This window comes from Luteimonas sp. RC10 (genome assembly GCF_014192745.1).
GTDB lineage: Bacteria > Pseudomonadota > Gammaproteobacteria > Xanthomonadales > Xanthomonadaceae > Luteimonas.
The window spans coordinates 65,949-78,533 of the sequence record NZ_JACHYJ010000003.1 but is presented as its reverse complement, the minus strand read 5'-3'; the positions used below and the strand labels follow the sequence as shown (position 1 = coordinate 78,533).

The following is a 12,585-nucleotide window of genomic DNA, read 5'->3' as shown; positions in this document are numbered from 1 at the left end:
CGCGGGCGAGACGGTGGCGCGGTCAGTCCGGCGTGCCCGGCGTCTTGTCCTTGAACCGGCACAGGTCGCGGATCACGCACTTCGGACAGTCGGGCTTGCGCGCCTTGCAGGTGTAGCGGCCGTGCAGGATCAGCCAGTGGTGCGCACCGAGCAGGAATTCCTCGGGCACCACGCGCAGCAGCCGGTCCTCGACCGCGCGCACGTCCTTGCCCGGTGCCAGGCCGGTGCGGTTGGACACGCGGAAGATGTGCGTGTCGACAGCGATCGCCGGCTCGCCGAACACGGTGTTGAGCACGACGTTCGCGGTCTTGCGGCCGACGCCGGGCAAGGCCTCGAGCGCGGCGCGATCGTGCGGGACCTCGCCGCCGTGCTGCTCGACCAGGATCCGGCAGGCCGCGATGACGTTCTTGGCCTTGGCGTTGAACAGCCCGATCGTCGCAATGTGGCGCTTGAGGCCGTCTTCGCCCAGGTCGAGGATCGCCTGGGGCGTGTTGGCCACCGGATACAGTCGTCGCGTGGCCTTGTTGACGCCGACATCGGTGGCCTGCGCCGACAGGATCACCGCGATCAGCAGCTCGAACGGGGTGGTGTACTCGAGCTCGGTCTTGGGCTCGGGATCGAGCGCGCGCAGGCGCGAGAACAGCGCGTGGATCTCGGCCCGGGTCAGCGTCGGGCCGCGGCGCCGCGGCGGGGTGGGTTGGGCATCGGCGCTCATGCGCTGCCGCCTGCGCGCGCCTTGGCGCGGGCCAGGATCGCCGCGGCGCTGGCCGGCAGCGCCGGCCGCGGCGGGGCGGCTTCCGTTTCAGTGGCAGGGGTGGCGACGGGTGCCGGCGCGCGTGCCGCCTCTCTTGCAGCCGCGCGCCGTGCGCGCCGCGCCTCGCGTTCGCGATAGCGCGCGCGTGCGTCCCAGGCGATCTGCAGCCGGGCGCGCGTATCGAGCAGTAGCCGGCGCGCCTCGTCGTCGAGCGCGGCCAGCGCCGTGTCCGGCCAGGCGGCCATCAGGCCGGCCTCGATCGCGCCATCGACATCGTCGTGGCGCAGCAGCGCGACCAGGTGGTGTACAGGAGCAGGGCTGGCAGTGGGCTGGCCGGGCATTAATGGTTTCCGAAACTGGGCTTGCGCCGTTCCAGGAACGCGCGTGTCCCTTCGCGCATGTCCTGCGTCGAGAACGCCAGGCCGAACTGCGCAGCCTCATAGGCCAGGCCTTCGTCGAGCGCGGCTTCGCCGCCGACGAGGACGCAGTCGAGGATGCCGCGCAGCGCCAGCGGCGCCGCCTGCGCCAGTTGTGTGGCCAGCGCCATCGTCTCGGCTTCCAGCGCATCGGCCGGCACCACGCGGTTGACGAGGCCCAGCGCCTGCGCACGGGCCGCGTCGATCGGTGCGCCGGTCAGGCACAGCTCGAGGGTCGCCGCGCGGCCGGCCAGGCGCAGCAGGCGCTGGCTGCCGCCAAATCCCGGAATCAGGCCGAGATTGATCTCCGGTTGTCCGAGTTTGGCGGTGTCGGCGGCCAGGCGCAGGTGACAGGCCATCGCCAGCTCCAAGCCGCCTCCGAGCGCGAAGCCGTTGACCATCGCGATCACGGGCTTGGGCATCGTCTCGATGCGGCGCATCGTGCGCTGGCCGCGCAAGGCGAAATCGCGCCCTTCGACCGGGCGCAGATCGGCCATTTCGGCGATGTCCGCACCCGCGACGAAGGCCTTCGGGCCGGCGCCGGTCAAGACCACCACACGCACCTCGGGTGCCTGCGCGGCGGCCTCGAAGGCCTCGAACAGTGCGTCGAGCGTCGCCGAGTTCAGCGCATTCAGTTTTTCCGGGCGGTGGACGGTGATCACGCGGATGCCGTCGCGATCGTCTATCAGCAGCGGGGAGTCGGCCATACGGGCTCCTGGCGCGGAACCCGGCGCCTGGAACTCGCCGGACCGCGCGCGGTCGGATAGGGAGGTCGTCAGTGGCGGTTAAGCCCTGCGACCGCTATCCTAGCGCGTCAAGAGGGGCGGTTCGACCGCCCTTTCTCGTACAGGCGATATCGAAAAATCTGACCTAGCGGAGAACCAGGGAATGAAGTTGCGTTTTATTGCGGCCGCCGTGGCGGCCATCACGTTCAGCGGTTCCGCGTTCGCACAGCAGCAGGCCGCAGCTCCCGCGGCATCGGCGACCGACAGGACCACGCTGAGCTATGCGCTGGGGTTCGATCTGGGCAATCGCCTGGCCGAGACCGGTGAGTCGGTCGACGTCAACACGATCATCAAGGGCCTGCAGGACGGTCACGGCAAGCGCCAGCCGACCTACACCCCCGAGCAGATGGGCGCGGCCTACAACGGCTTCCAGCAGCGCATGCAGCAGAAGATCGTCGCCGAGCGTCGCGCGGCGCTGACCGAGAACGAAGGCAAGGCCTCGGCGTTCCTGGCCGAGTACAAGGCGCGCGAAGGCGTGGTGTCGCTGCCCAGCGGCGTGATGTACCGCGTCGTTGAGGCCGGTTCGGGTGCCAAGCCGACCGCGTCGAGCCAGGTTGAGATCGCCTATCAGGCGCTGATCGTGCCGGTCGGCATCGGCGTCAGCGCCGAGGACAAGACCGCACCGTTCCGCGTGTCGGAGGCCCAGATCACCGGTCTGCGCGAAGTGCTGCCGCTGATGCCGCTCAACGCGGTCTACGAGATCGTGCTGCCGCCGGGCAAGTTCGTCACTGGGCAGAACGCGCAGGAGATCGCCAAGCAGCCGGTCGGTGTGATGGTGAAGCTGCTCAGCATTCGCTGATCACGGTTTCGCAAGCGTGTCCCACGACGCCGACGTGCCCCGCACGTCGGCGTTGTCGTGTCCGGGGCCCACATCATCAAGCGCACGCGGCGCGTGCGTCGCGCCGCTAGAATGGCGCGATGGATGCTTCCTTCCGCGCCGTGCCGACGTCGTGCACCGGCGTGTGCACGCTCGACGACCAGGGCCGTTGCCACGGCTGCCTGCGCAGCACCGAGGAGATCGGGCGCTGGCTGCAGATGAGCGACGCCCAGCGCCGGCACCTGATGGAGGTGGTCTTGCCCGCCCGCCAGGCCGCGCGCGCATGACGCCACCTGTCCTCGCAGCACGCCTGCGCCGGGTGTTGCATCCCCTCGACGGCGCGCCGACCACACGCGGCTGGAATGCCGACGAGCTCGAGGGCCTGCTTGGGCCGGACGCGACCTTGCGCGAGGCCGCGGTGCTGGTCGGGCTGGTCGAGCGTGAGCATGGCCTGCAGGCGTTGCTGACGCGGCGGACCGACACGCTGCGCCATCACGCCGGCCAGGTCAGCTTCCCCGGCGGCCGGCTCGAGCCCGAGGATGGCGGCCCGCTGCAGGCCGCATTGCGCGAGGCGAACGAGGAGATCGGGCTTGCGCCCACCCAGGCTGCGCCGCTGGGCTTTCTCGATCCGCTGGCGACTGTCACCGGCTACCGCGTAGTGCCGGTGGTGGCGATGCTCGATCCCGATTTTGCGCCCGTGCCCGATCCGGGCGAGGTCGCCGAGGTGTTCGAGGTGCCGCTGGATTTTCTGATGTCGCCGGCGAAGCTGCGCCGGGTCGACATCGTCTTCGCTGGACGCACGCGCCATGTGCTCGAGTACGAGACGCTGCCCGATGCGCCGACCCACCGCATCTGGGGCGTGACCGCATCGATCCTGTTGAACCTGCGTCGTCATCTGGAGCGCGCATGAGCACCGAGTGGCGCACGCTGGTATCTGCCGAGGCGCTGGCCGCAGCGCTCGGACGCGAGGATCTGCGCGTGGTCGATTGCCGGTTCTCGCTCGCGGCCTCGGCCGCGGCCGTCGATGCCGGCGAACGCGCTTGGCGCGCTGCGCACGTGCCCGGCGCGGTGTACGCGCATCTCGATCGCGACCTGTCGGGGCCACACGGTCCGGGCCGCGGCCGCCATCCCTGGCCGACGGCAGCGGCGTTCGCGCAGGTGCTGGGGCGCTGGGGGATCGATGCCGCCACCCAGGTCGTGGCCTGCGACGACGGCGACGGCGCATTTGCCGCGCGGCTGTGGTGGCTGTTGCGCAGCTTCGGCCATCGCCGGGTCGCGGTGCTCGACGGCGGTTGGGCACGCTGGACCACGCTGGGGTTGCCGGTCGAGGCGCAGACGCCGGTGCATCTGCCGCGTGAGGTCGCCGGCGCCTTCGACGCCGATGTGCTGCTGCACACGGCCGATGATGTGCAGCGCCACGTCGCCACGGGTGGCCTGCTGGTCGATGCCCGCGCGGCGCCCCGGTTCCGCGGCGAGGTCGAACCGATCGATCCGCGCGCCGGCCACGTACCCGGCGCGATCAACCGGCCGTATATGGACAACCTGCTCGACGGTCGGTTCAAGCCTGCCGATGCACTGGCGCGCGAGTTCGATGCGCTGCTCGACGGCCATCCGCCTTCGGCGCTGGTCGCGATGTGCGGCTCGGGCGTGACCGCCTGCCATCATCTATTGGCAATGGCGCATGCCGGACTCGACGGTGCGCGGCTGTACACCGGGTCATGGAGCGGCTGGATCGACGATCCCGCGCGTCCGGTGGCAACCGGACCCTAGACCCTGCGCTCGCGCGACGCGTGTACCGTCGTTGCGCGACGCGTCAGCGCCCCAGCCGCGCCACCAGGGCGCGCAGCCCGGCCTGGGTGTCGGGCGCCTGCCAGGCGGCGAGTTGGCGGTCGAGATCGAGCCGGTCGGGCAGCAGCGCGTCGATAAGATCGGCGCGTGCGATCCGGCGCGTTTCGCGCATCGGCGCCTGCGGCAATGCCAGCAGCGAGCGCAGCCAGCTGCAGGCGGCCGGCACTGTGTCCTCGGGCTCGGCCAGGGCGTCGACCAGCCCGAGCCGCAGGGCCTCGTCCGGATCGACCTGCAGGCCGCCCACCAGCAGGCGTTCGGCCTGGCGCTGGCCTACGGTGCGCCGCATCAGCTGCTGGATCCCGATCGGCGCGACCAGCCCGACCTGGGTTTCGTTGAGGCCGATCCCGAACTCGCCGCGTGTCATCACCCGGTAGTCGCAGGCCAGCGCCAGCACACAGCCGCCGGCCGGCGCGTGGCCGGTGATCGCCGCCGCAATCGGGACAGGCGAGGCCGCGATCGCGCGCACGGCGTCGAAGAAACCGTCCCAGGCCGCGCGCAGCGCGGTCGCATCGAGCGTCAGCAGGTAGGGCACGTCGAGCCCCGCGGAGAAGAACCGCGGCTGGCCCGACAGCACCAGACCGGCGACGCCGTCGTCGGCCGCCGCCTCGACGGCCTCGCGCAGCGCCCGGCACAGTGTCGGGTCGAGCGCATTGACCGGCGCGCGTGCGAGCCGCAGCTCGCGGATCGGGCCATGGGCGAGGATCTCGATCGGGGACGGCATCGCGGACCTTCCGGCAGATGGAGCGGCGATGGTAGCCGATGCCGCCGGCGCGCCCGATCGGCCGGCCCGCTGTATGCGGCACGTCACCCCGCGTGCGTGCCTTCCGGGCCGAGCGAGCCATCGCAGTGGCCCCGATCCGCAGGGACACGCAGCCTTCGACTCAGGCCAGCGCCTTGGTCCGCACCGACTCGGGCAGTGCCGTTGGCCGTCCGGTCGCGCGGTCGATCCACACCACGACCACGTGGCCATCGGCATGCAGCGTGGCGCCGTCCTCGGACACGATGCGGTGGCCGACCGTGACGCTGGTCGTGCCCACGCGCTGCGCCGACAACTCGACGACGATGCGCGAGGGGTAGGGGATCGGCTGCCGGTAGTTCATCTGCACCGCCGCCAGCAGCGGCGCGGTGGCATCGGTGACCCAGGGTTCGCCGACCGAGTCGAACCAGCGGATGCGCGCTTCCTCCAGATAGGTCATGAAGGTCGCGTTGTTGACGTGGTCGAACGCGTCGAGGTCGCGCCAGCGCAACTCGATCGGCACGCGGATCAGCACCTTCGCTTCATTCATGCCTTGGCTCCCTTGGCCTTGGTCGTCTTGCCGGCCCGCTTGGCCGCCGGCTTCGCCTTGGGCTTGGTGTCGGTCTTGCGCAATTCCGCGCGGACCGCAGCGTCCGCCTCGGCGGCCTTGGTCGAGGCGCCCTTGCGCGGGAGCGGCTTGGGCAGGTGCGCGGTCGACTTGCGGGCCAGCTTGCGCGCCGCCCGCGGCTCGGCGGCCTCGGCCGGCACGGTCTGCAGCAGGCGCGCGAGGAACTGGCCGGTATGCGACTGCGGCATCGCGGCGACCTGCTCGGGCGTGCCTTCGGCGATGATCTGCCCGCCGCGGTGACCGCCCTCCGGGCCGAGGTCGATCACCCAGTCGGCGGTCTTGATGACATCGAGGTTGTGCTCGATCACCACCACCGTGTTGCCGTCGTCGCGCAGCTTGTGCAGCACGCTGAGCAGGTGCTCGATGTCGTGGAAGTGCAGGCCGGTCGTGGGCTCGTCGAGGATATAGAGCGTGCGTCCGGTGTCGCGGCGCGAGAGCTCCTTCGACAGCTTGACACGCTGCGCCTCGCCGCCCGACAGCGTGGTTGCGCTCTGCCCCAGCTTGACGTAGCTCAGACCGACATCGACCAGCGTCTCGAGCTTGCGCGCGATCGGCGGCAGGTGCTCGAACAGCGCCAGCGCGTCCTCGACCGTCATCTCCAGCACGTCGTGGATGCTGTGGCCCTTGTAGAGGATCTCCAGCGTCTCGCGGTTGTAGCGCTTGCCCTGGCACACGTCGCAAGGCACGTAGACGTCGGGCAGGAAGTGCATCTCGACCTTCAACAGGCCGTCGCCCTGGCAGGCCTCGCAGCGACCGCCGCGCACGTTGAAGCTGAAGCGGCCCGGCGAGTAGCCGCGCGCGCGCGCCTCGGGCACCTGCGCGAACAGTTCACGCAGCGGCGTGAACAGGCCGGTGTAGGTTGCCGGGTTGGAGCGCGGCGTACGCCCGATCGGCGACTGGTCGATGTCGACGACCTTGTCGAACAGGTCCAGACCCTCGATCTCGCGATAGGGCGCGGCCTTGTGCGAGGCGCCGTTGATCTCGTTGGCGGCCAGCGAGTGCAGGGTGTCGTTGATCAGCGTCGACTTGCCCGAGCCCGAGACGCCGGTGATCGCGGTGAACAGCCCCGAGTGGATCGTCAGGTCGACGTTCTTGAGGTTGTTGCCCGATGCGCCCAGCAGCCGCAGCTGCATCTTCGGGTTGGGCGTGTGGCGCTTGGCCGGGATCTCGATCCGACGCTTGCCCGACAGGTACTGGCCGGTCAGCGAGCGCGGCGCCTTGAGCACGTCATCGTAGCTGCCCTGCGCGACGACCTCGCCACCGTGCACGCCGGCGCCCGGGCCGATGTCGACGATGTGGTCGGCCAGGCGGATCGCGTCCTCGTCGTGTTCGACCACGATCACCGTATTGCCCAGGTCGCGCAGGCGGGTCAGCGTGCCGAGCAGGCGCTCGTTGTCGCGCTGGTGCAGGCCGATCGACGGCTCGTCGAGCACGTACATCACCCCGACCAGGCCGGCGCCGATCTGCGAGGCCAGCCGGATGCGCTGCGCCTCGCCGCCCGACAGCGTGTCGGCCTTGCGCTCGAGGGTCAGGTAGTCGAGGCCGACGTCGACCAGAAAGCTCAGCCGCTCGCCGATCTCCTTGACGATCTTGGCCGCGATCTCGCCGCGCCAGCCTGGCAGTTCCAGGCCTTCGAAGAACGCCAGCGCCTCGTCGATCGGCAGCACCACCAGCGACTGCAGCGGCCGGTCGGCGACGAACACGTTGCGCGCCGAGCGGTTGAGCCGCGCGCCGCCGCAGTCGGGGCACGGGCGCTCGCTGATGAACTTGGCCAGCTCCTCGCGCACCGCGGCCGACTCGGTCTCGCGATAGCGCCGCTCGAGGTTCGGCACGATGCCTTCGAACCGGTGCTTGCGCTGGGTGCGCGCCCCCGAGTCGGTGATGTAGGTGAAGGTGATCGTCTCTTCGCCGCTGCCCAGTAGCACCGCGTCGCGCGAGGCCTGCGGCAGGTCCTGCCACGGCGCGTCGACGTCGAACTTGTAATGGCGGGCCAGCGACTGGATCAGCTGGAAGTAGTAGGCGTTGCGGCGGTCCCAGCCGCGCACCGCGCCGGCGGCCAGCGACAGCTCGGGATGCACGACCACGCGGTCGGGATCGAAGAACTCGCTCATGCCCAGACCGTCGCAGGTCTGGCAGGCACCCATCGGCGCGTTGAACGAGAACAGCCGCGGCTCGAGTTCGGGCAGCGCGTAGTCGCAGACCGGGCAGCTGTACTTGGACGAGAACAACTGCGGCGGAATCGACGCATCGTCGATCGCCTGCACCGAGGCCATGCCCTCGCCGAGCTTGAGTGCGGTCTCGAAGGATTCTGCCAGCCGCTGCTTCATGTCCTCGCGCACCTTGAAGCGGTCGATGACCGCTTCGATGGTGTGCTTCTGGCGCAGCGCCAGCGTCGGCAGCGCATCGATCTCGTACAGCTCGCCGTCCACGCGCACGCGCACATAGCCCTGCGCGCGCAGTTGCTCGAAGACCTGCGCATGCTCGCCCTTGCGATCGCGCACGACCGGCGCCAGCAGCATCCAGCGCTGCTCCGGGTCCAGGCCCAGCACCTGGTCGACCATCTGGCTGACGGTCTGCGCCTCGAGCGGGTAGCCATGGTCGGGGCAGCGCGGGCTGCCGACCCGCGCATAGAGCAGGCGCAGGTAGTCGTAGATCTCGGTGATCGTGCCGACGGTCGAGCGCGGGTTGTGCGAGGTCGACTTCTGCTCGATCGAGATCGCCGGGCTCAGGCCCTCGATGTGATCGAGATCGGGCTTCTCCATCACGCTGAGGAACTGCCGGGCGTAGGACGACAGCGACTCGACGTAGCGGCGCTGGCCTTCGGCGTAGATCGTGTCGAACGCCAGCGACGACTTGCCCGAGCCCGACAGGCCGGTGATGACGATCAGCTGGTCGCGCGGCAGGTCGAGATCGATGTTCTTGAGATTGTGGGTACGGGCACCGCGAATGCGGATGGTGTCCATCGCCATCGACGTCAGGTCCGGTTGGAGGGCGGGGGAGGCACGCACGCACCCCAAGGGGGCGCGGGAACGGGCAATCGGTCAGACTACCGAGCCGGTCATTTGGGGGCAAATCGGCCGAACGCCAGTGTGACGGGGGCCGGTCGCAGACCGTGAGACGAGGCGGTTCAGGCGCCAGGGCCGGCTCCTGGCCCGCCAGGCGCCGCCCGCGCGCGTCCGGGCTGGGGCGGTTTGACCGCAAGCCGCTGATCGCATTACAATTCCGCTTCTGTCCGCCCTCGATGGCGGCAGCGACCACAATAACTACAGAGGAAGTCTGGTCATGAGTTATGCAGTCCTGGTGACGGGCGGCAAGCAGTACCGCGTGATGGCGGGCGAGACGCTGCGCGTCGAGAAGCTCGACGGCGACGTCGGTAGCGAGATCAAGTTCGACAAGGTGCTGCTGCTCGGCGACGCCGACGGCGTGAAGCTCGGCGATGCGCTCGCCGGCGCCAGCGTCAGCGCGACGATCAAGTCGCACGGCCGCGCCGAGAAGATCCGCATCATCAAGTTCCGCCGCCGCAAGCACCACATGAAGCGGCAGGGGCACCGTCAGCACTACACCGAAATCGAGATCACCGGCATCGCCGGTGGCAGCAAGTAAGGAGCAGCAGGCATGGCACACAAGAAGGGCGTAGGTTCCTCGCGCAACGGCCGCGACTCCAACCCGAAGTACCTCGGCGTCAAGATCTACGGTGGCCAGGCCATCGAAGCGGGCAACATCATCGTGCGTCAGCGCGGCACCCAGTTCCATCCGGGCAGCGGCGTCGGCCTGGGTCGCGACCACACGCTGTACGCGCTGGTCGACGGCAAAGTCGAGTTCACGACCAAGGGTCCGAAGAACCGCCGCACCGTCAACGTCGTCGCCGAGGTCTGAGCATCTTCGCTTCGAGGCATGTTGGACCCGGAAAGCCCCGCGGACAGCGGGGCTTTCCGTTTGTGGTGCGGACTGTCGTGGCGAGCGCGGGTCTGCTGCTCCTGGTATCGGGCGTTTCCTGCGTGCGCGCGGCAGATGAGGCCGCGATCGACAGCCGCGCGGCGATGGGTCTGCCCGAGGTGGTGGCTGGTGTCTATGCGCAGCGCTTCGTGTTCAATGGCGCATCGTCGATGTTGCAGGCGGTCCAGGATGCGCCCGAGGGATGGCTGCCGCCGGATGATGCGGCACTTGTCGAGGCGGGCGGGGAGCGCAACGCGCATCGCTTCGGATTCGATCGTGACGGCTGGCTGGTATCGAGCGATCTGACATGGCTTGGCGATGATGGCTGGCGGATATCGCTGCGTTGGCAGCGACCGGGCCGTGCGCCGCCGAACGAGGTCCGGATGCTGATGGTGTCACCCGACGGCGTCGAGCACCGCATCGGCCGCGGGGACATCGTCCATCGCGGCGGAGTGGAGCAGGTGCTGACGATGGATCTGGATCATCCCGTCCAGGGACGCGGTCATTTCAAGCGAGTCGAGCGTTTCGATGCCGATGGCCGGTTGTCGTTCGACGAGGGCATCACGCGCTATGCCGATCGCGTGGAGCGGCACGTGCTCAAGGTGGTCGAGCGCGACGCTCGTGGGTTCATCGTCCGCAGTCGCGATCTGATCGACGGTGTCTGGTTCGACGTGGGCACACGCTATTACGGTGCCGATGCGCACGGTTTGCCGGCGCGTTCGCTCAAGTCATTCTTCGAGGTCGATGCAGACCCGGCGCGCGCGACTGTAGCGCGCGCCGAACTCACTTTTTACGAGTACCAATACGACAATGAAGCTCGTTGACGAAGTCGAAATCACCGTCACTGCCGGCAACGGCGGCAATGGCTGCGTCGGGTTCCGGCGTGAGAAGTTCATTCCGCTCGGCGGCCCGGACGGCGGCGATGGCGGCGACGGTGGCAGCGTCTGGCTGGTCGCCGACGAGAACCTCAATACCCTGGTCGATTTCCGCCACCAGACTATGTACCGCGCGCAGCGCGGTGAGAACGGCATGGGCCGGCAGATGTACGGCAAGGGCGGCGACGATCTGGTGATCGTGGTGCCGGTGGGCACCGTCGTGCACAACGTCACTACGGACGAGGTCATCGGCGATCTGACCGCGCACGGTCAGCGGCTGCTGGTGGCGCGCGGCGGCAAGGGCGGCCTGGGCAACATGCACTTCAAGAGTTCGACCAACCGCTCGCCGCGCCAGTCGACGCCGGGCGAGGGCGGCGAGGAGCGCACGCTGCGGCTCGAGCTCAAGCTGCTGGCCGATGTCGGCCTGCTGGGCTTCCCGAATGCCGGCAAGAGCACGCTGATCCGCGCGGTCTCGGCGGCGACGCCGAAGGTGGCCGATTATCCGTTCACCACGCTGTACCCGAACCTGGGCGTGGTCAGCGTCGAGCCGGCGCGCAGTTTCGTGATCGCCGACATCCCGGGCCTGATCGAGGGTGCGGCCGACGGGGCGGGCCTGGGGGCGCTGTTCCTGCGTCACATCCAGCGCACCCGGTTGTTGCTGCATCTGGTGGAGATCGCGCCGCTCGATGGCAGCGATGCGGTCGATCAGGTGCGTGCGATCGAGCATGAGCTCGGCAAGTTCGATGCGGCGCTGCTCGACAAGCCGCGCTGGCTGCTGATCAACAAGGCCGACACGCTGCTGCCCGAAGAGGCGCAGGCTGAGGCGGCGCGGATTATCGAGACGCTGGCGTGGACGGGCCCGTGGTTCCTGATCTCGGGTCTGGCCCACGAGGGCACGCGCGAGGTGATGCTCAAGGTGCAGGCCGCGCTCGATGAGCTCGATCGGCAGGCGCGCGAAGCGGCCGACGCGGTCTAGTCTGTCGCCAGCATTTGCCTCCTTTGAAGCCCGGCCTCTGGCCGGGCTTTTTCTTGTGCAGGCTTGTGTGGTGAGCCTTCGATCACGGTGAGGGTGGGCTTCGGTGACAGCGTTGCGCCTGCCGGGGGTTGCTTCTCGGCTCGGTCACTCATCCATGACTGACTCGCCGCCGCGGGCCATCCGTGGCCCGCTCTCCGCAATCCCCGGCAGGCGCAACGCACTGCGGCTCCAGGATCATGGCTTTCTGCAAACCGGGGTCAGAGTGCAATTTCGCAAGACGAAATTGCACTCTGACCCCGGTTTTGCGAGCCGTCGACTTCAGGGGTTGTGTTGGCCGAAGCAGGATTTCCTGACTTGGCGAACACCAACAAAAAACCCGGCCGGAGCCGGGTTCTTTCGCATCGACCGCCGAGGCGGCCGGGCAGGGCTCAGGCAGCGGCCTTGAGCGCCTTGATGCGGGCCGACAGGCGGCTCTTATGGCGGGCAGCCTTGTTCTTGTGGATCAGGCCGCGCGAGCTGAAACGGTCGAGGATCGGCTGGGCGACATTGAATGCCTCCTGCGCGCCGGCGGCGTCGTTGGCGTCGAGCGCCTTGAGCACCTTCTTGACGGCGGTGCGGAGCTGCGAGCGCTGGGCGGAGTTGCGCGCGTTGCGCACGACGGTCTGCTTGGCGCGCTTCTTGGCGGACTTGATGTTTGCCACGATGGATTCCTGGAAGCTGGACGTGTGAAAATCCGGCTTGGCCGGACCAATGGAAATTTGAGCAGGAAATTATGGTGCTTTCATATACTTGCGTCAACAGGCCCGGCCTGAAC

13 protein-coding genes and 1 pseudogene are annotated in these 12,585 nt (G+C 68.9%); 7 read left to right on the top strand and 7 right to left on the bottom strand.

Going from position 1 to position 12,585, the window contains the following annotated elements; all coding sequences use genetic code 11:
* Positions 1 to 22: 22 nt before the first annotated feature.
* From nth to FHW73_RS07285, 3 genes are read right to left on the bottom strand one after another with little or no spacing between them, the layout of a single operon-like run.
* The gene (gene nth / locus FHW73_RS07295; RefSeq protein ID WP_183426061.1) at positions 23 to 715 is read right to left on the bottom strand and encodes an endonuclease III; all 693 of its coding nucleotides are present in this window, start codon (positions 713 to 715) and stop codon (positions 23 to 25) included.
* Positions 712 to 1,095: a hypothetical protein gene (locus FHW73_RS07290; protein ID WP_183426060.1), complete on the bottom strand. Its 384-nt coding sequence runs from the start codon at positions 1,093 to 1,095 to the stop codon at positions 712 to 714. Before FHW73_RS07290 ends, nth begins: the two co-directional genes overlap by 4 nt.
* Positions 1,095 to 1,877, bottom strand: coding sequence for an enoyl-CoA hydratase-related protein (locus FHW73_RS07285; protein ID WP_183426059.1), 783 nt, complete (start codon positions 1,875 to 1,877; stop codon positions 1,095 to 1,097). The genes FHW73_RS07290 and FHW73_RS07285 overlap by 1 nt, the downstream gene beginning before the upstream one ends.
* Before the next feature lie 181 nt (positions 1,878 to 2,058).
* Between FHW73_RS07285 and FHW73_RS07280 the strand changes: the two genes are divergently transcribed.
* From FHW73_RS07280 to FHW73_RS07270, 3 genes and pseudogenes are all read left to right on the top strand, one after another.
* A complete protein-coding gene (locus FHW73_RS07280) occupies positions 2,059 to 2,754 on the top strand; it encodes an FKBP-type peptidyl-prolyl cis-trans isomerase N-terminal domain-containing protein (RefSeq protein WP_183426058.1) in 696 nt (231 codons plus the stop codon).
* A gap of 119 nt (positions 2,755 to 2,873) precedes the next feature.
* Positions 2,874 to 3,682: pseudogene (locus tag FHW73_RS07275) on the top strand (NUDIX domain-containing protein).
* Complete coding sequence (locus tag FHW73_RS07270; protein ID WP_183426057.1) at positions 3,679 to 4,542, top strand: sulfurtransferase; 864 nt, start codon at positions 3,679 to 3,681, stop codon at positions 4,540 to 4,542. The pseudogene FHW73_RS07275 and the gene FHW73_RS07270 overlap by 4 nt, the downstream one beginning before the upstream one ends.
* A gap of 43 nt (positions 4,543 to 4,585) precedes the next feature.
* On the opposite strand, the gene FHW73_RS07265 is transcribed toward FHW73_RS07270, so the two are convergent.
* The 3 genes from FHW73_RS07265 to uvrA form a co-directional block, all read right to left on the bottom strand.
* Entirely contained in the window at positions 4,586 to 5,341 is a 756-nt protein-coding gene (locus FHW73_RS07265; protein WP_183426056.1) for an enoyl-CoA hydratase/isomerase family protein, read from the bottom strand.
* Between the two features lie 160 nt (positions 5,342 to 5,501).
* A complete protein-coding gene (locus FHW73_RS07260) occupies positions 5,502 to 5,906 on the bottom strand; it encodes a thioesterase family protein (protein ID WP_183426055.1) in 405 nt (134 codons plus the stop codon).
* Positions 5,903 to 8,953: an excinuclease ABC subunit UvrA gene (gene uvrA, locus FHW73_RS07255; RefSeq protein WP_183426054.1), complete on the bottom strand. Its 3,051-nt coding sequence runs from the start codon at positions 8,951 to 8,953 to the stop codon at positions 5,903 to 5,905. The genes FHW73_RS07260 and uvrA overlap by 4 nt, the downstream gene beginning before the upstream one ends.
* Positions 8,954 to 9,266: 313 nt before the next feature.
* Here uvrA and rplU point away from each other — a divergent pair, with 313 nt between their 5' ends.
* The 4 genes from rplU to cgtA all read left to right on the top strand — a co-directional run bounded on the left by rplU (position 9,267) and on the right by cgtA (position 11,771).
* Positions 9,267 to 9,587, top strand: a complete 321-nt coding sequence (gene rplU, locus FHW73_RS07250) for a 50S ribosomal protein L21 (protein WP_183426053.1) — start codon at positions 9,267 to 9,269, stop codon at positions 9,585 to 9,587.
* Positions 9,588 to 9,599: 12 nt separating this feature from the next.
* Positions 9,600 to 9,860, top strand: coding sequence for a 50S ribosomal protein L27 (rpmA, locus tag FHW73_RS07245; protein WP_183426052.1), 261 nt, complete (start codon positions 9,600 to 9,602; stop codon positions 9,858 to 9,860).
* A 77-nt stretch (positions 9,861 to 9,937) separates the two neighbouring features.
* The gene (locus FHW73_RS07240; protein ID WP_183426051.1) at positions 9,938 to 10,744 is read left to right on the top strand and encodes a hypothetical protein; all 807 of its coding nucleotides are present in this window, start codon (positions 9,938 to 9,940) and stop codon (positions 10,742 to 10,744) included.
* Positions 10,731 to 11,771, top strand: coding sequence for an Obg family GTPase CgtA (gene cgtA, locus FHW73_RS07235; protein ID WP_183426050.1), 1,041 nt, complete (start codon positions 10,731 to 10,733; stop codon positions 11,769 to 11,771). Before FHW73_RS07240 ends, cgtA begins: the two co-directional genes overlap by 14 nt.
* A 428-nt stretch (positions 11,772 to 12,199) precedes the next feature.
* Here the strand turns inward: cgtA and rpsT are convergent, their stop codons facing one another.
* On the bottom strand, positions 12,200 to 12,472 hold the full coding sequence (gene rpsT / locus FHW73_RS07230) for a 30S ribosomal protein S20 (RefSeq protein WP_047136305.1): 273 nt from the start codon (positions 12,470 to 12,472) through the stop codon (positions 12,200 to 12,202).
* Between the last annotated feature and the right edge of the window lie 113 nt (positions 12,473 to 12,585).